Origin of the sequence: Paraburkholderia sp. HP33-1 (assembly GCF_021390595.1) — a bacterium.
GTDB lineage: Bacteria > Pseudomonadota > Gammaproteobacteria > Burkholderiales > Burkholderiaceae > Paraburkholderia.
This window is the reverse complement of the sequence record NZ_JAJEJR010000001.1, coordinates 1,383,184-1,400,861: the sequence shown is the minus strand read 5'-3', so window position 1 is coordinate 1,400,861 and position 17,678 is coordinate 1,383,184. Positions and strand designations below refer to the sequence as shown.

General features: G+C 63.6%; 11 protein-coding genes. 6 read left to right on the top strand and 5 right to left on the bottom strand.

Annotated elements, in window-relative coordinates:
- The first annotated feature begins 4 nt into the window (after window positions 1–4).
- The 6 genes from L0U81_RS06265 to L0U81_RS06240 all read left to right on the top strand — a co-directional run bounded on the left by L0U81_RS06265 (window position 5) and on the right by L0U81_RS06240 (window position 11,997).
- Window positions 5–3,154 (top strand): error-prone DNA polymerase, encoded by a 3,150-nt coding sequence (locus L0U81_RS06265; protein WP_233800902.1) that lies wholly within the window; start codon window positions 5–7, stop codon window positions 3,152–3,154.
- Window positions 3,155–3,202: 48 nt separating this feature from the next.
- Window positions 3,203–4,162: an SOS response-associated peptidase family protein gene (locus tag L0U81_RS06260; protein WP_233800900.1), complete on the top strand. Its 960-nt coding sequence runs from the start codon at window positions 3,203–3,205 to the stop codon at window positions 4,160–4,162.
- Window positions 4,163–4,400: 238 nt separating this feature from the next.
- Window positions 4,401–6,797 (top strand): phosphoketolase family protein, encoded by a 2,397-nt coding sequence (locus L0U81_RS06255; protein ID WP_233800898.1) that lies wholly within the window; start codon window positions 4,401–4,403, stop codon window positions 6,795–6,797.
- 33 nt (window positions 6,798–6,830) lie between these two features.
- Window positions 6,831–9,326, top strand: coding sequence for a glycogen/starch/alpha-glucan phosphorylase (locus L0U81_RS06250; protein WP_233800896.1), 2,496 nt, complete (start codon window positions 6,831–6,833; stop codon window positions 9,324–9,326).
- Window positions 9,316–11,412 carry a glycogen debranching protein GlgX gene (glgX, locus tag L0U81_RS06245; RefSeq protein ID WP_233800894.1) on the top strand — a complete coding sequence of 699 codons (2,097 nt, stop codon included), beginning with the start codon at window positions 9,316–9,318 and terminating at the stop codon, window positions 11,410–11,412. The genes L0U81_RS06250 and glgX overlap by 11 nt, the downstream gene beginning before the upstream one ends.
- A 117-nt stretch (window positions 11,413–11,529) precedes the next feature.
- Entirely contained in the window at window positions 11,530–11,997 is a 468-nt protein-coding gene (locus L0U81_RS06240) for a DUF4440 domain-containing protein (protein ID WP_233800893.1), read from the top strand.
- A 3-nt stretch (window positions 11,998–12,000) separates the two neighbouring features.
- Here the strand turns inward: L0U81_RS06240 and L0U81_RS06235 are convergent, their stop codons facing one another.
- The 5 genes from L0U81_RS06235 to L0U81_RS06215 all read right to left on the bottom strand — a co-directional run bounded on the left by L0U81_RS06235 (window position 12,001) and on the right by L0U81_RS06215 (window position 17,677).
- On the bottom strand, window positions 12,001–13,455 hold the full coding sequence (locus tag L0U81_RS06235; protein WP_233800887.1) for a DUF2252 domain-containing protein: 1,455 nt from the start codon (window positions 13,453–13,455) through the stop codon (window positions 12,001–12,003).
- Window positions 13,456–13,510: 55 nt separating this feature from the next.
- Window positions 13,511–15,250, bottom strand: a complete 1,740-nt coding sequence (locus L0U81_RS06230; RefSeq protein ID WP_233800885.1) for a SulP family inorganic anion transporter — start codon at window positions 15,248–15,250, stop codon at window positions 13,511–13,513.
- Window positions 15,247–16,047 carry an NAD(P)-binding protein gene (locus L0U81_RS06225; RefSeq protein ID WP_233800883.1) on the bottom strand — a complete coding sequence of 267 codons (801 nt, stop codon included), beginning with the start codon at window positions 16,045–16,047 and terminating at the stop codon, window positions 15,247–15,249. Before L0U81_RS06225 ends, L0U81_RS06230 begins: the two co-directional genes overlap by 4 nt.
- 159 nt (window positions 16,048–16,206) lie before the next feature.
- Window positions 16,207–16,587, bottom strand: coding sequence for a potassium channel family protein (locus L0U81_RS06220; protein ID WP_233800878.1), 381 nt, complete (start codon window positions 16,585–16,587; stop codon window positions 16,207–16,209).
- A gap of 76 nt (window positions 16,588–16,663) precedes the next feature.
- Window positions 16,664–17,677 carry a DUF2955 domain-containing protein gene (locus L0U81_RS06215; protein WP_233800877.1) on the bottom strand — a complete coding sequence of 338 codons (1,014 nt, stop codon included), beginning with the start codon at window positions 17,675–17,677 and terminating at the stop codon, window positions 16,664–16,666.
- Window position 17,678: the final 1 nt, after the last annotated feature.

Below are 17,678 nucleotides of genomic sequence, written 5' to 3'. Positions count from 1 at the left end.
GGCCATGGACACCCCCTTCACGATGCTGCCGGCGTATGCCGAGCTGTTCTGCTTTTCCAACTTCACGTTTCTGCGGGGCGCGTCGCACGCTGAAGAACTGGCCGGGCGTGCCGCGCAACTCGGCTACTCCGCGCTCGCGATCACCGACGAGTGTTCGCTCGCGGGTGTCGTGCGCGCGCATGTCGCGGCGAAGGAAGCGAAGCTGCCGTTTATCGTCGGCGCGTATTTCCGGCTCGTCAACGCCGATGGTTCACCGGCGTTCGGCCTGATCCTGCTCGCCCGCAACCGCAACGGCTACGGCAATCTGTCCGAGCTCATCACGCTTGCGCGCATGCGCGCGCCCAAGGGCGAATACCGGCTCACGCCGCAGGATCTGTCGCGGCCGGAGAAGGACTATCGCCATCTGCTCGGCATGCCCGACTGCATCGCGATTCTCGTGCCGGATTTCCCGGCCAGCGAAGACGCGCTCGACGCGCAGGTCGAATGGCTCGACGCAACGTTCACCGGCCGCGCATGGGTCGGCCTCGTGCTCCATCAACGCGCGATGGACGACATGCATCGCGGCGCGGTCGAGTTCGTCGCGCGCAGTCGTGACGTACCGGTGGTCGCGCTCGGCGAAGTCGTGATGCACGTGCGCTCGCGCAAGCCGCTGCAGGACACGATGACCGCGATCCGGGTCGGCAAACCGGTCCATGAGTGCGGTTATGAGCTCGCGCCGAACGCCGAGCAGCATCTGCGCTCGCGGTTGCGGCTCGCCAACCTGTACCCGCAAGACGCGCTGGCCGCGACGCTCGACATCACGAGCCGTTGCACGTTTTCGCTCGACGAGCTGCGCTACGAGTATCCGGACGAGCTGGTACCGGCCGGCCATACGCCGGCCTCGTATCTTCGCCAGGAGACCTACATCGGCGCGCAGCGGCGGTTTCCGGCGGGGATTCCGCATCACGTGCAGCAGCAGATCGAGCACGAACTCGAACTGATCGCGGACCTGCAGTACGAGCCGTATTTCCTGACCGTCTATGACATCGTCCGCTTCGCGCGCAGCCAGCACATTCTGTGTCAGGGGCGCGGGTCGGCGGCGAACTCGGCGGTTTGCTACTGCCTCGGCGTGACCGAAGTGGACCCCGCGCGCGGCAACATGCTGTTCGAGCGCTTCATCAGCAAGGAGCGCGGCGAGCCGCCCGATATCGACGTCGACTTCGAGCACCAGCGGCGCGAAGAAGTGATCCAGTACATCTACCGCAAGTACGGCCGCGACCGGGCGGCGATCGCGGCGGCGGTGTCGACCTATCGTCCGCGCGGGGCGCTGCGCGAAACCGGCAAGGCGCTCGGCGTCGATCCGCAGATCGTCGATGCGGTCGCGAAGTCGCATCACTGGTTCGATACCAGCCAGGGGCTGCTCGCGCGCTTCGCGGAATCCGGCCTCGATCCGGACAAGCCCCTGATTCAGGCATGGGCGAAGCTCGCCTCGCAACTGCTGAATTTTCCGCGCCACCTGTCGCAGCATTCGGGCGGCTTCGTGATCAGCCGCGGCAAGCTCACGCGGCTCGTGCCGGTGGAAAACGCGGCGATGGTGGACCGCTCGGTGATCGAGTGGGACAAGGACGATCTCGAATCATTAGGCTTACTGAAGGTCGACGTGCTCGCGCTCGGCATGCTGTCGGCGATCCGGCGCACGCTCGACCTCGTTTCGGAACAGCGCGGAGAACGCTTCGAAATGCAGGACATCCCCGCCGAGGACGAGGCGACCTACGCGATGATTTCGGCCGCCGATACAGTCGGCGTGTTCCAGATCGAATCGCGCGCGCAGATGAGCATGCTGCCGCGCATGCAGCCGCGCGAGTTCTACGACCTCGTCATCGAAGTCGCGATCGTGCGGCCGGGTCCGATTCAGGGTGGCGCCGTGCATCCGTACCTGCAGCGCCGCCAGGGCTTCGAGCCCGTGACCTATCCGAGCGACGCCTTGAAGACCGCTCTGGGCCGCACGCTCGGCGTGCCGATCTTCCAGGAGCAGGTGATGCAGGTGGCGATTCTCGCGGCCGGCTTCACGGCCGGCGAAGCCGACCAGTTGCGGCGCGCGATGGCCGCCTGGAAACGCAAGGGCGGCCTCGAAAAATACTACGACCGCATCGTGCTCGGCATGCAGGAGCGCGGCTACGACCGGGCCTTCGCGGAGGCGATCTTCGAACAGATCAAGGGCTTCGGCGAATATGGCTTCCCCGAAAGTCACGCGGCCAGTTTCGCGCTGCTCGTCTATGCGAGCAGCTGGCTCAAGTGCCACGAGCCCGAGGCCTTTCTCGCCGCGATGCTGAACAGCCAGCCGATGGGCTTCTATTCGCCGTCGCAACTGGTTCAGGATGCGCAGCGGCATGGCGTCCAGGTATTGCCGGTCGATGTGACGATCAGCGGTTGGGATTCATCGCTCGAACCCGTTGCGGGCGCGACGCGCCCTGCCGTGCGGCTCGGTCTTTCGCTGCTGCGCGGCATGAAGGACGGCGCCGCCGAACGGATCGAGAACGCGCGCGCCGTTCGTGCGTTCGCGAGCGTCAACGATCTCGCGCGCCGCGCGCAGCTCGACCGCAAGGACCTGCATGCGCTCGCGCAGGCGAATGCGTTGGCATCGCTCGCGGGAAACCGCCGCGAAGCGCTGTGGCAGTCGGTCGCCGCGGTGCCGGACAAGGATCTGCTCGCGGCCGCGGCGACTCAGGACGAAACACCCGAGCTCGGCGCACCGAGCGAAGCGAACGACATCGTGGCGGACTATCGCTCGCTCGGCCTGACGCTCAACCGCCATCCGCTGGAACTGCTCAGGCCGCAGTTGCTCGCGAACCGGCTGATGCCGGCCTCGACGCTGCGGACCTATCGCGACGGCCGCCTCGCGCGCGGCTGTGGACTGGTGACGGTCCGTCAGCGTCCCGGCACGGCCAAGGGCGTCGTGTTCGTCACGCTCGAAGACGAGACGGGCAACGTCAATGTGATCATCTGGCCGAGCCTCCTTGAAAAGCAACGCAAAGAGGCGTTGGGCGCCGCGCTGCTCGCCGTGTACGGTACATGGCAGTGTCAGGGAGAAGTACGGCACCTCGTGGCGCAGCGCCTCGTCGACATGTCTCATCTGCTGGGCGAGTTGCAGACGACGAGCAGAGACTTCTGCTGACCGGAGCGCGCAAATGCGTATCATCGGCAAAAGCGAACGGAGGCATCCATGTGCTATTCGGCTCAGATTCTGGCGGACTACCGCCGCTATGTCCGCATGTTCGGCGCGCAGATGAGCATTCATGAATTCGCGCGTCTTTTCTTCGAACGTGCGCAGGACAGTCAGGCCAGAATTCCCAAGGCGATGGAAGACGCCTTCTCGGAACCGCAGTCCGACGCGGAACGGGAAGTCTGGGCGCTAATCGAGCGCTTCAGATCGCAGCAAACGGTGAAGCTCGAACAGGAACTGTTCAAACAGCGCACCCGCTTCGCCGATGCCGAGCGCTCTCTGCAGACCAAAGTCACCAAGGCGGCCAGCGAGAGCAAGCGGATCGCGCAAGACAAGATCGAGCGCACGCTCGAGCGGCTCGAAGACCTCGGGCGAACCGATCCGAAAGCCGCCGACTCGCGCATCTTCCCGGGCTACTACGCGCCTGTGATGGTGATGGAAAACGGCCAGCGTGTCGTCAAGCCGATGCGCTATCAGTGCCGCCTTGCCGGCAAGCCCGCATCGTACGACACCCGCTATCCCGGCACGTATAACGCTCGCCGGGACAGTCTCGAAGGTTTCTGGAAAGCGCTATTCGGCCATTCGCATGGACTCGTTCTGGCCAGCGCTTTCTATGAGAACGTGTCGCGCGCGCGGATGGAAGGCCGTGAGCTGGCGCCCGGCGAGAAGGATGAAAACGTCCGCCTGGAATTCAGGCCTAACCCGCCTCACGACATGCTGGTCGCGTGCTTATGGTCCCATTGGAGCGGCAAAGGCGAGCCGGATTTATTGTCCTTCGCGGCGATCACCGACGAGCCGCCACCCGAGGTTGCCGCCGCGGGGCATGATCGCTGCATCATTCCGATCAAGCCTGAGCATATCGACGCGTGGTTGAATCCCGATCCGCGCGATCTGGGCGCACTGTACGCGATTCTCGACGATCGGGACCGGCCGTTTTACGAGCATCGGATCGCGGCGTGAATGCGCCAATGCGGCTCTGCAAACCGCTCGAGGGGCCAACGGATCATCCTTGCAATCTGCGCGCAGTAACATATTCTGCGTTATTGAATGTTCACCGGTTGACGAAGAATCCCCCGTTGTAGATAGAGGTCCGCCAACAGGCGCGACTCGGACCCCATCACTCATCGAAGCGCCTGCGCAGCGCACCCGGCACGATCCACACCCTCGGGTGCAGGCTGCAAAACCAGGAGAGGTCGGCATGGGCAATCAATCCGCGGCGGACGCTTCGCAGCAGACCGCGCTCGGCGGCGACGAACTTCGGCTGATCGATGCATGGTGGCGCGCATGCAATTATCTTTCGGTCGGCATGATCTATCTGCTGGACAATCCGCTGCTGCGCGAGCCGCTGAAAGTCGAACACGTCAAGTATCGCCTGCTCGGACACTGGGGCGCGAGCCCGGCACTATCGTTCGTCTGGGCGCATCTGAACCGCGTGATCAAACGCGACGACCTCGATGTCATTTTTATGGCAGGTCCGGGACACGGCGCACCGGGCGTGCTCGGCCCCACCTATCTCGAAGGCACCTACTCCGAGATCTATCCCGACAAGAGTGAAGATGCCGAGGGCATGCAGAAGTTCTTCAAGCAGTTCTCGTTTCCCGGCCATATCGGTTCGCATGTGACGCCGGAGACACCCGGGTCCATCCATGAGGGCGGCGAGCTTGGCTATAGCCTGTCGCACGCGTATGGCGCCGCGCTCGACAACCCCGACCTGATCGTGGCCTGCGTGGTTGGCGATGGCGAGGCTGAGACCGGGCCGCTCGCCACCGCGTGGCACTCGAACAAGTTCATCAATCCGGCCCGCGACGGCACCGTGCTGCCGATCCTGAATCTGAACGGCTACAAGATCGCCAACCCGACCGTCCTGTCGCGCATCAGCAGCAGGGAACTGGAAGCGCTCTTTGTCGGCTATGGCTACACCCCGCATTTCGTCGAAGGATCGGATCACGCGGAAATGCATCAGAAGATGGCGCACACGCTCGATACCGTGCTCGGCGAAATTCGCGAGATCCATCAGCAGGCACGCGTGAAGGGCAATCTCGAACGGCCGCTGTGGCCGATGATCGTGCTGCGCACGCCCAAGGGCTGGAGCGGACCGAAGGAGATCAACGGCCACAAGGTCGAAGGCTCATGGCGCTCGCACCAGGTGCCGTTTGCGGACGTGCGCAACAACTCCGCCAATCTCGAAGTGCTCGAGCAGTGGATGCGCAGCTACCGGCCCGACGAACTTTTCGATGCCGACGGCACGCTGATCCCCGAACTCAAGGCGCTTTCGCCCGAAGGCCAGCGGCGCATGAGCGCCAATCCGCATGCGAACGGCGGCGTATTGCGCCGCGAACTGAAGCTGCCCGACGTTCGCGCGTACGCCGTGGATGTGCACCATGCGGGCAAGGTGCTGCAGGAGAACACGCGGCCGCTCGGCGAATTTCTGCGCGACACGATGCGCTGCAATATGAACACCTTCCGCGTGTTCGGCCCGGACGAAACGGCATCGAACCGTCTCCAGTCGATCTACGAGGTCAGCAAGAAGGTGTGGATGGCCGACATGCTTCCCGAGGATGAGGACGGCGGCGAACTGTCACGCGACGGGCGCGTGATGGAGATGCTCTCGGAGCACACGCTGATGGGATGGCTCGAAGGCTATCTGCTGACGGGCCGCCACGGTTTCTTCCATACCTACGAAGCCTTTGCGCACGTCGTGGATTCGATGTTCAACCAGCACGCGAAGTGGCTCGACATCAGCAGGACTCACGTGCCTTGGCGCGCGTGGGTGTCGGCGGAAAACATTCTGCTGTCGTCGACCGTGTGGCGGCAGGATCACAATGGCTTCTCGCATCAGGACCCCGGCTTCATCGATCTCGTCACCAACAAGAGCCCCTCGGTCACCCGCGTCTACCTTCCGCCCGACGCGAACACGCTGCTGGTGGTCGCCGACCACTGCCTGCGCACCACCGACTGCATCAACGTGATCGTGGCCGACAAGCAGAAACACCTGCAATTCACCACCATCGACGAAGCCATCGTGCACTGCGCCAAAGGCATCGGCGTCTGGCCGCGCGCGAGCAACGACGCGGACGCCGAACCGGACGTGGTGATGGCCTCGTGCGGCGACGTCGCCACCCAGGAAGCGCTGGCGGCGACGGCGATCCTGCGCGAACGCCTGCCCGAACTCAAGCTGCGTTTCGTCAACGTGGTCGACCTGTTCAGGATGCAGCCGGCGAGCGAGCATCCGCACGGCTCGACCGACCGCGAGTTCGACAGCCTGTTCACGACCAGCAAGCCGGTGATCTTCAATTTCCACGGTTACCCGTGGCTGATTCACAAGCTCGCCTATCGCTTTCGCAATCACGAGAATCTGCACGTGCGGGGCTACAAGGAGAAAGGCAACATCAACACGCCGCTCGAACTGGCCATTCTCAATCAGGTGGACCGCTTCAATCTGGTGATCGACGTGCTCGACCGCGTACCGCGTTTGCAGGACAGATCGGCGCATCTCAGGGAAGACATGAGAAACGCGATCGTCAGCAACCTCAACTACGCGCATACGCACGGCACGGACCGCGCCGAGGTCGCCGACTGGGTCTGGCCGTTCTGAACGTCACGCGCAGCATGCACCGGGGAAAGCACCATGGCCGACGCTCCCACCACGACCCCGCCGCCCGGCACGGATGCGGCACGCACCGGCCTGAGCGCCACGGCGCTCCAGCGCGGCGTGCTCGACAATCTGCTGTGCCTGCGGGGCCGCTATCCGGCGATCGCCGGCCCGCATGACTGGTACATGGCGCTCGCGTACAGCGTGCGCGACCGCATGCTGGCCCGCTGGGCAGCCTCCGTGCAGACCTACGCCGCACACGATGTGCGGGTGGCCTGCTACCTTTCCGCCGAGTTCCTGATCGGCCCGCAACTCGGCAATAACCTCGTCAATCTCGGCATCGACACCAACGCGCGCGATGCGCTGCGCGCGCTCGGCGTCGAGCTCGACACCCTGCTCGCGATCGAAGAGGAACCGGGGCTCGGCAATGGCGGGCTTGGCCGGCTCGCGGCCTGCTATCTGGATTCGCTCGCGACCCTGGAAATACCGGCCGTCGGCTATGGCATTCGCTACGAGTTCGGCATCTTCGATCAGCAGATTCGTGACGGCTGGCAGGTGGAAACCACCGACAAGTGGCTGCAAAAGGGCAATCCATGGGAGATCGTGCGTCCCGAGGTCTCGTACTACGTAGGGTTCGGCGGCTACACCCACAACGAAACCGATGCACAAGGGCGCCTGTGCGTGCGCTGGACGCCTACGCGGCAAGTCAAAGGCGTGGCTTGCGACACGCCGGTGCCCGGCTATCACGTCAACACGTGCAACACCTTGCGGCTGTGGAAGAGCGAGGCGGTCGAGTCGTTCGACCTGCAAGACTTCAACGCCGGCGACTATTACGAGGCCGTCAACGAAAAGGTCATCTCCGAGACGCTGTCGAAGGTGCTCTATCCGAACGACGAGCCCGAGGCCGGCAAGCGCCTGCGTCTCGCGCAGCAATACTTCTTCGTGTCCTGCTCACTGCAGGACATGCTGCGCCTGCTCGACATCAAGGGCGAACCGGTCGGGCGCTTCGCACAGACGTTCAGCGTGCAGCTGAACGACACGCACCCGTCGATCGCCGTCGCCGAGCTGATGCGTTTGCTGGTGGACGAACGGCAGGTGCCGTGGGACGAGGCCTGGGAAATCACGCGGCACGCGCTCGCTTACACCAATCACACGCTGCTGCCCGAAGCGCTCGAGACCTGGGGGCTGCCGCTCATGCGCAACCTGCTGCCGCGCCTGCTCGAAATCATCTATGAGATCAACCGTCGTTTCGTCGAAGAGATCCGGCAACGCTATCCGGGCGATGAAGCGCGCGTCGCGCGCATGTCGCTGATCGACGAGCGCGGTGACAAGCTCGTGCGCATGGCGCACCTGGCGACGGTCGGCAGCTACGCCATCAACGGCGTGGCCGAACTGCATTCCAGGCTGCTCAGGCAGACCGTGCTGCGAGACTTCGCCGAATTGTGGCCCGAGCGTTTTCACAACGTCACGAACGGCGTCACGCCGCGCCGCTTCCTGCTGCTGTGCAATCCGGCGCTCGCGCGGCTACTCGACGAAACCGTCGGCGTTGGCTGGGAAACCGATCTCGCGCAACTGCGCAAGCTCGAAGCGTATGCCGACGACGCCGCGTTTCAGGAGCGCTGGGCTCGCGTGAAGCAGTCGAACAAGGCCGTGCTCGCTGAGCGCATCCGCAACGCGACGGGCATCGGCGTCGACACTGCCGCGCTGTTCGACGTGCAGGTCAAGCGCATCCATGAATACAAGCGACAACATCTGAACGCGCTCCTGATCGTCACACTGTACCGGCGCCTGCTGCGTAACCCGCAACTGGCGCTGACACCGCGCTGCTTCGTATTCGGCGGCAAGGCGGCGCCCGGCTATGCGATGGCCAAGCTCATCATCCGTTTGATCAACGGCATCGCCGAAGTCGTGAATAACGACCCGCTCGTGAACGGGCGGCTGAAGGTCGTGTTCTATCCGGACTTCAACGTGAAGAATGCGCACTTCATCTACCCCGCCGCCGACCTGTCCGAGCAGATTTCGACGGCCGGCAAGGAGGCATCGGGCACCGGCAACATGAAGTTCATGATGAACGGTGCGCTGACGATCGGCACGCTGGACGGGGCCAATATCGAAATCCGTGAAGAAGTCGGCGACGACAACTTCTTCCTGTTCGGCCTGACCGCCGACGAGGTGGAAAGTGTCAGGCATGCCGGTTATCACCCCGCGGACTATGTGAAGGAGAATGCGGAACTGGCCGACGTGCTGGATCTGATCGCCGACGGTCATTTCTCGCGCGGAGACCGCGAGATGTTCCGCCCACTCATCGACAATCTGATGCAGGCGGACCCGTTTCTCGTGCTGGCCGATTACGCCGCCTACGTGGCGCGTCAGGACGACGTCAGCGCCGCCTGGCAGGACACGCGGCGCTGGACCCGCATGTCGATCCTGAACACCGCGCGCTCGGGCAAGTTCTCTTCCGACCGCGCAATCGACGAATACTGCAAGAAGATCTGGAACATCCGCCCGGTGAGGATCGCCCTTGACCGATGACCCTGAAACGGGATTGAGCCGTGCTTATGCGGTTCGCCCCGGGTCGCGTTTTCCGCCAGGCGCGAGCGCGGTGCCCGGCGGCATCAATTTCTGCATCTTCTGCCGCCACGCGACGCGCGTCGAGTTGCTGCTGTATGAGGCTGCGCGCAGCCCCGAGCCGTTTCAGATCGTCACACTCGCTGCCGACAGCAATCGAACTTTCTTCTACTGGCATGTGATGGTGGAAGAGTTGCCGCTCGGCACGTACTACACGTGGCGGGTGGACGGTCCGCGCGACACGCAGTCAAGCGGCGAGCTGTTCGATCCCGACAGGGAGCTCCTCGACCCTTATGCCCGCGCGGTCAGCGACGTTCTGTGGACGCGGCCTCCACCGGGCGAGCCGAATCCCACCGGGCACGCGACGCATCGCGCGATCGTGACGGAAACCCTGCCCGTGTGCTCTACCCTTGTCTCGCGCGGGCTCGACGACGCGATCATCTACGAGCTGCATGTCGGCGGCTTCACGCGTCATGCGTCGAGCGGCGTGGAGCATCCCGGCACCTTCGCCGGCCTGATCGAGAAGATTCCGTACCTCAAGCAACTCGGCGTGACTCACGTCGAGCTGCTGCCTGTGATGGCCTTCGACGAGCAGGACGTTCCGCCCGCGGCGGCGGCACGCGGACTGACCAACTACTGGGGTTACAGCACGCATAGCTATTACAGTCCGCATCCCCGATACTGCCGCGACCCCGCGCGAGCGCCGCAGGAGTTCCGCGCGCTCACCGACGCATTGCACACCGCCGGCATCGGCGTGCTACTCGACGTCGTGTTCAACCATACCGCCGAAGCGGGCGAGACGGGACCCATCATCAACTTCAAGGGCCTCGTGAACGATATCTTCTACCACCTCGACGCGGCCGACTGGCGCCGCTATCGGGACTACACCGGCTGCGGCAACACAGTCAATTGCAACCATCCGCTGGTGACGGCGTTCATCGTTCACTGCCTCGAATACTGGGTGGTACGGATGGGCGTCGATGGTTTCCGGTTCGATCTGGCGAGTATCTTCGCGCGCGACCAGCACGGCGAGCTGATGCCCGATCCACCGCTGCCCTGGGCGATCGAGTCTTCGCGTGTGCTCTCGCATGTGCCGTTGATAGCGGAGGCGTGGGACGCCGCGGGCATGTATCAGGTCGGCGCCTTTCCCGGCATGGCGTGGGCCGAGTGGAACGGCCGCTATCGGGACGTGATTCGCCGTTTCGTGCGCGGCGACCCGGGGCTCATCGGAGAGGTCGCCACCTGCATCGCGGGCAGCTCGGACCTCTATGCGGACGACGGCAGGCTGCCCAACAACAGCATCAACTTCGTGACGTGCCACGACGGTTTCACGCTGATCGATCTCGTGAGCTACGAGTCGAAGCACAACGAAGCCAACGGCGACGAGAATCGCGACGGCAATTCCGACAACCTGTCGTGGAACTGCGGGGCCGAGGGCGAGACCGACGACGCGAAGATTCTCGCTCTGCGGCACCGCCAGGCGCGCAACGCGATGGTGCTCCTGTTTCTGAGCCAGGGCGTGCCGATGATGCTTGCCGGCGACGAGGTGCTGCGCAGCCAGCGCGGCAACAACAACGCGTATTGTCAGGACAACGCGCTTGGCTGGTTCGACTGGACACCCACGGAATCCGGCTCGGCCATGTTGCGCTTCGTGCAGGCGCTAATTGCGCTGCGCAAGCGCCACGCGAGTCTGCGCCGGCGACGTTTCCTCACCGGGCGGCCCTCGCCCGGGCAGACGAGACCGGATGTGGCATGGCACGGCGAGCGCCTGCACGAGCCGGGCTGGCACGATTCAGGCGCACGGCTTCTCGTCGTCACGCTGGGCGGCGAAGTGCCCGGCGAACCTGCGCTGCACGCCGTCTTCAACATGGACGATTGCGCGCGCACGGTCCAGCTACCCGCGCCCGACGGGCGGCACTGGCGACGTATCGTCGATACCGCGCGCGACACGCCGCATGACATCGTGCAACCTGCGCAACAGGCCGCCATCGAGAGCGAACAATGTCGCGTGGAGGCGCGCAGTGTCGTGGTTCTGGAAGAAGCGAGCTGAACCGGCACAAATAAAACGGGCCCTTGTCCTGTAATGCCGATGCTGTGGCGGATAGGCCGCACGCAGATTCGATTTACTGGCGGAAGAATCCACCTGCAACGAATCGCGAAGGGCATCATGAGAATCAGCGTATCGAGGTCGTCCGTTGTTGTCGCGATGGTTGCGGCCGTGATCCATGGCGGCGCATTCGCCAGGTCCGAAGCCTGCCATCCCACCTCGCAGAAACAGATTTCCGCGCTGTTCGATCGCTGGAACGACTCGCTGAAAACCGGCGACCCGCAGAAGGTCGTGGCGAACTATGCGCCGCACTCGATCCTGCTGCCCACCGTCTCGAACAAGCCGCGTTTGACCGCTGACGAAAAGATCGACTATTTCAAACACTTCCTCGAAAGCAAACCCGTCGGCACGATCGACTTCCGCGTCATCATGATCGAATGCAACACGGCGATCGACGCCGGTCTCTATAGCTTCAGGCTCGCGGACGGCTCGGTCGTCAAGGCGCGCTATACGTTCACCTACGCGTGGAATGGACACAAGTGGCTCATTACCAGCCATCATTCGTCGAAAATGCCGGAAGGCAATTAGCCCTCAGTCACGAATGACCTGAATCCGTCCCGCCTTGACTGCCGCTTTCAAAACCGTCCAATCCGCCTCATTCTGTTCCGCGTAAGCGAGCGCGAATTGCACGATGGCTTCGTCGAATGCATCCGACTTGCCGAGATATCCACTGAGCAACGCGGGATCGCTTGCTTTCGCCATCGAATGAGCCAGCGCGTGCGCGCAGGACACCGCGTATTCGCCGAGATCTTCGACGTCGAACGTGGTGAAGTCGAACGCGCCCTTCATGTCGCGCAATTGCCGCACATAGAAGTCATTGCCCGTGTGACGCATCTTCGACCAGCCGAGGAAAATATCGCTGGCCGACTGCAGCAGACGCTGCCCGTTCACCACCCGCTGGCCGTGATTCGGATAGCGGCTCGGCGGCAGGTACCCCTCCAGCACCGAAGCCCGCGCCTCCTTCAGTTGAAGGAACAGCGGGCACTCTCCGTCGGCCATGAAGAGCGCCTCGTAGCAACGGGTTCCCACCGACCCGATGCCGACCACGCGAATGGCGACATCCACCAGTTCATAGCGATCGAACAGGGCGCGCCTGTCGTCGGGCAGCGTCAACCGGTAGTCGGCGAAGAAGCGCCGAACCATCGCATCGTATTGCTTACTGTCGTGGTGGCTCTCCAGCGGGATGTGGTACACGAGCGGCGGTGCGTCCTTGATGCGCAGCTTGCCGTTGACAAGCTCGGTCGCGTGAGTCATCACGGAGCGCGACGACTGCTGCCTTGCTTTTTCGATGACAGCCAGTTCTTTCCTTCTTTCCTCTATCGAATCGGCGATCGCCAGCATGCTCGCCGCCTTGAACTGGCAGTACCAGACGTCGAGCGTATCCATGCCGCTGAAGTCGGCGATCCGTTGACGAAACGTCTCGCAGAGCCGGCGCACTACGGCCCGCTGGTCACGCAGCGCAAAGCCGCGTTCGCGCGCGGCAATCACGAACGATGCAGCGAGCCTGCGCACATCCCAGTCAAACGGGCCCGGCAGTGTTTCGTCGAAGTCGTTCGGTCCAAAAAGAATGCGCCGCTCAGGACTCGCGAACAGTCCGAAATTGGCCAGATGCGCGTCGCCGCCCAGTTGCACGGTCACGTCGGAATGCGGCAGTTTCGAGAGATCATGTGCCATCAGCGGCGCGGCACCCCGATAGAACGCGAACGGACTCGCAACCATCCGCCCGTAACGGATGGGGATCAGCTCCTCCACCCGGCCCACGTTGGACGCGTCGAGCAGCTCGATGGGATCGCGATCCCCGATCTTGCAGACCGCCAGATCCGCGCGCGGCGCCTTTTTGCGCGCCGCCTTGCCCTGCTCGACGCGCGCGGCCAACGAGCCACGCCCCGCAAACAGTGTGGACGGATCTTCTGGTGCCGCCAGTGTCCCGGAAGCGGCGTGATCCGTGGCGGGTTGGGCGGGCTTTGCAGCAGTGGAATCAGACATCCGTCACTCCTTTATCGATTCAAGCTCGGACCGCCTTGCATCGCTTCGCTTTGCCTCATTTCGATTTGGGGTCCGGCGCAGGTGCAGGCGCGGACGCGGGTGGCGAGAGGTTGCGTAGCGCCTCGATCGCCGCTTCGACTGTGGCAAAGATCTCGCGATGCGCGTTATTCACGCGCAGTGCCCCATACCGGTCGAGTTCGTGCCGCACGCCCTCCGGTAGCGCGACCACGGCGATACCGAGGCCGCGCTGATCAAGCTCCACACCCAACTGCAGCAAGGTTTTGCCCGCCGTGTAGTCGATATTGCTGATCTCGGTTGCGTCGATCACGATCCAGCGCAACGGAACGCTTGCCTCGTTGGCCAGTTTCAGCACTTCCGCCGTGAAGCGCCCCGTGTTCGCATAGAACAGATCCGCCTCGAACCGGTAGACGACGATGCCGGGCGCCGCAAGCAGATTCGGCTCGACGTGATGCGGGATCAGATGGCCAGCGGGGCTACGCGCCAACACGCGGGTGCGCAGGCGGTAGCTATGCCGCGCATGCGCGATCAGCGACAGCACGACGGCAGCGAGAATACCGTGCATCACATCGACGAACACGACGACACCGGCCGCGAGCAACGCAACGACGAATTCGTCCTTCTGCATGCGATAGAGTTCGACCATCCCCTTCACGTCGATCAGCTTCACGCCGATCATGAAGACGATGGCCGAGAGCACGGCGGCGGGCATCAGGCTGAGCGGCCTCGTGAGAAATAGCAGCACCAGCACCACGATCACGGCCGTGGTCAGATGGGCGAACTGGGTACGGCCTCCCGCATCATCGACGATCTCGGTCTTGGTCGGACTGCCGTTCACGACGAAGGTACCCGTCAACGCGGCCGCCGCATTCGCCGCCGCGAGTCCGATGATGTCGGCATTGTCGTCGCCCTTCTCGTTGTAGCGGTTGGCGTAGGCTCGCGCCGTCGCCGCGCTCTGCGCGATGATGACGATGAAGCACGAGGCCGCCGTCGCCAGCACCTGGTTGATCTCGTTCGCATGCAGCGGCGGCACGAACAGCGACGGAAGTCCGCCGGGCACTTCACCCGTTACCGCGATGCCACGTCCGGCGAAATTGAATACTCCGCTGGCCACGATGGAGCCGATGACGGCGATCAGCGCACCCGGTGCGCGCGGCGTGAGGCGCTTGCACCCGATGATCACGACGAGCACGGCCAGCGACAGAAGCGTGGTCGCATAGTTCGCCTCGCCGACCCGTTGAACCACGCTCACCAGTTGCATGAGGGGGCCGTGCCCCTGCTTCGCGAGCCCGATCAAGCCGGCGAGTTCACCCGCCGCGACCTGCACGCCCACCCCTGTCAGGAAGCCGATCAGTGCGCTGCGGGAAAGAAAGTCGGCCAGAAAACCGAGCCGAAAGATACGCGCAATCACCAGCATCACGGCGACCGTCAGGGCCACCGTGCTCGTAAGGGCGACGTATTCCTTGCTGCCCAATGCGACCACGGTCGTCAGCGTACCGGCGAGGATGGCGGCTGTCGCCGAGTCCGCCGCGACCACCAGTTGACGCGAGGCACCCAGAATCGCAAACGCCACCAGCGGCAACACGATCGTATAAAGACCCGTGACGGTGGGCGTGCCGGATATCTTCGTGTATCCCATCACCTCGGGAATGCCGAGTGCCGCCAGCGTGAGCCCGGCGATGATGTCGTGCGGCAGTTGAGCGGAATTGAAGGGCAAAAGCCCTTGCAGCAAGGGCATGCGATGCTGATGAGACGGCGTGGAAGCCGCTGGTTTCATCTGTCTACCTCCACTCGGGTTGTGAGCTTGCCGACGAGCGCGTTCGCAATGATCTCGTCTGCGATCACCACGTTGGATGCCCCCGCGCTCTCGAACAGCATCTTTCTTAAGGGGTTTTCGCCGGGCACCGCAATCGGGAGCGATGCATTCAGCGCATGCGCCATCAACGTGACCGCCAGATTGTTATTGCTGTCGGGGGTCGTCACGACCAGCGCTTTGGCCTTCTCCAGCCGCGCAAGCTCGAGCACGTCGTCGAAGTCGCCCGGCGAACCGAGCACGACCAGGTGGCCGCGATCGGCCGCCCGGTGGGCCTGAACCTGATCGCCCACGAGGACGAGCACAGTCTGTCCCGCGTCGTGCAGACGCTCAGCGACCAGTTCACCGAGCGCATGGAATCCCACCACCACGACATGATTGGCAAGTTGATCGAGCTTGGGTTCCATGAGCCTGTTCTCCCCATAAGCCATCACATCGTCGCTGGATAGCATGCCCGTGAGCCTCGAAACCGCGAATCCGCCGATCACCAGCGTCGCGATCATGGCCAGCAGCATGAAGACCTTTTGAGGCTGATTGAACTCGCTGAAGGCGCCGAGTGTCGTGACGAGGTTGAGCCCATTCCACAGGGCTGCAAGCATTTTGTCGGAGAACGAGGTATTGGACTGATCGAGGATGACCAGCCCCGTGACGGCGCTGCCCAGCAGCAGGACGAGAAGGCCGATCGTGTGGCGCGCGCGGCGGCGCCATTCGCGAATCCGGACGGCCCCGAGACGAGGCTCATCCACACGGAAGATCCACATGGTTACCTCGGATAATTGGTCTGATCGAGACAACAGCGAACCCAAGCCCAGACCGACACGCTCCCCCTTTTCGCGCCCGCAGTCAATACTCAAGAGTCCCGACGGCCCGGCGCCTGAACATGCGGGCACGAACGGATCGCAAGCAGATCGCAGCCAAGGCTAACCACCCGCCTCCGTCCGACGCGCAGCCTCCTGCACACCTCGCACTGCCGCAGCCACGAACAACCCCGTGAACACCAGTCCGATCAGCCCAAGGCATACGGCGTCGATCCGGCCGAATGTCGAAGTCGGCACGACATCGCCGTACCCGATCGTCAGCGCCGTGATCGCGCAGAAGTACACGGTTTCATCCATCGACGAGGGTGTCCGGTTCGCTGTCTCGACAGGCGCGCCCCAGTAGTACATGCCGAGCGTCAGCAAGACGAACAGCACAAGCAGGCCCAGCAGGATCGCTCTCAGATGCCAGAGCGTCCTCGCCATTTCCTTGAGGATCTCGCTGGCCCGAAGACGGCCAGCATCATCGTCTCTCGCATTTCCCATTGCGCGCTCCTCTTGCGATCACCGGATCGGCGTTGCGGCCATCAGTCAGGGCCCGGATGCTGCATGCCGCATCGCCTCATTCCACACGGCGGCGCTGCTCGAAAAACAGAAGCATCAAACACGCGTAGACCGTGACAGCCAGAAACAGCCCCATTCGCACCGCAAACGCGGTGTAGACGTCCTTGCCCGCGACGCTGTCCTGCACCGACTGCCCCAGCAGAATGATCATCGTCACGAGGCTGTTGAGCCAGAAGCCCGGCGAACAACGCGTCGCGTGAAGGCCGTAGAGCTTGCGTCCCACGAACAGGCCGAACAGCAGCATCCACAGAAAGAACATCCAGAGATGCACGAAGAGCCTGAGCGCGAACCAGAACGCGATGGCGAGCAGGCCGCCGAGCAGCGTCGAGCCGATCAGGTCGCGTGCGGCGCTGCGGGCCGAGGTCGTGCAGGTTTGTCTGCCGAGACTGACGGACTTCATGATGATCGGCATGTAGTTCGCCGGATCGGTCATCGCGAGCAGATAGGCCGGCATGACGACGAGCGCGGCACGCAGCGCGATATAGGCGGCCTCGTCGTCCGCCATGGCGCCCTTGACGGGCTGCTCGCGCGCGCCCGCGCGTTCGGGAAACAGCGTGTGAGCCAGGGTCGACGCCAGCACGGCCAGCAGAAGTCCCTTCGCCAGCGCGCCGACGACCGTCAAGGCCAGCTCGAAGTCGGCCGTGCCCGCGGCGGAAATCATGGTCAATCCGGCGACCAGAAACGTCGCGACGAGATTGTTACCGCCGCGCAGCCCATAACGAAACGCGAAGAACAGCATGAGGCCGATCAGCATCACGCCGGCCAACGCGTAATGACGAAGCAATGGAACGAGCAGCAGGCCGCTGCCGGTGGTCGACGCCACCACCAGCGAAAGAATCAGCCCGGCCTTCAACGACAGCGGACGGCTCTGCGTGGCCAGCAGAAAAACCGCAAATACCGGCGCGACGACGGGGATCGGGAAATCGAGCCCAAAGCTGACGACGAGAGCCAGCGCCGTTCCCGTGGCAACGCGTATCGCACGATAACCGAGGCGCTGGGTCACGGGCTGCATA

Coding starts and splice junctions, on each gene's coding strand:
- L0U81_RS06265 (WP_233800902.1), top strand. CDS start 5: ATGGACACCCCCTTCACGATGCTGCCGGCGTATGCCGAGCTGTTCTGC.
- L0U81_RS06260 (WP_233800900.1), top strand. CDS start 3,203: ATGTGCTATTCGGCTCAGATTCTGGCGGACTACCGCCGCTATGTCCGC.
- L0U81_RS06255 (WP_233800898.1), top strand. CDS start 4,401: ATGGGCAATCAATCCGCGGCGGACGCTTCGCAGCAGACCGCGCTCGGC.
- L0U81_RS06250 (WP_233800896.1), top strand. CDS start 6,831: ATGGCCGACGCTCCCACCACGACCCCGCCGCCCGGCACGGATGCGGCA.
- L0U81_RS06240 (WP_233800893.1), top strand. CDS start 11,530: ATGAGAATCAGCGTATCGAGGTCGTCCGTTGTTGTCGCGATGGTTGCG.
- L0U81_RS06235 (WP_233800887.1), bottom strand. CDS start 13,455: ATGTCTGATTCCACTGCTGCAAAGCCCGCCCAACCCGCCACGGATCAC.
- L0U81_RS06230 (WP_233800885.1), bottom strand. CDS start 15,250: ATGAAACCAGCGGCTTCCACGCCGTCTCATCAGCATCGCATGCCCTTG.
- L0U81_RS06225 (WP_233800883.1), bottom strand. CDS start 16,047: ATGTGGATCTTCCGTGTGGATGAGCCTCGTCTCGGGGCCGTCCGGATT.
- L0U81_RS06220 (WP_233800878.1), bottom strand. CDS start 16,587: ATGGGAAATGCGAGAGACGATGATGCTGGCCGTCTTCGGGCCAGCGAG.
- L0U81_RS06215 (WP_233800877.1), bottom strand. CDS start 17,677: ATGCAGCCCGTGACCCAGCGCCTCGGTTATCGTGCGATACGCGTTGCC.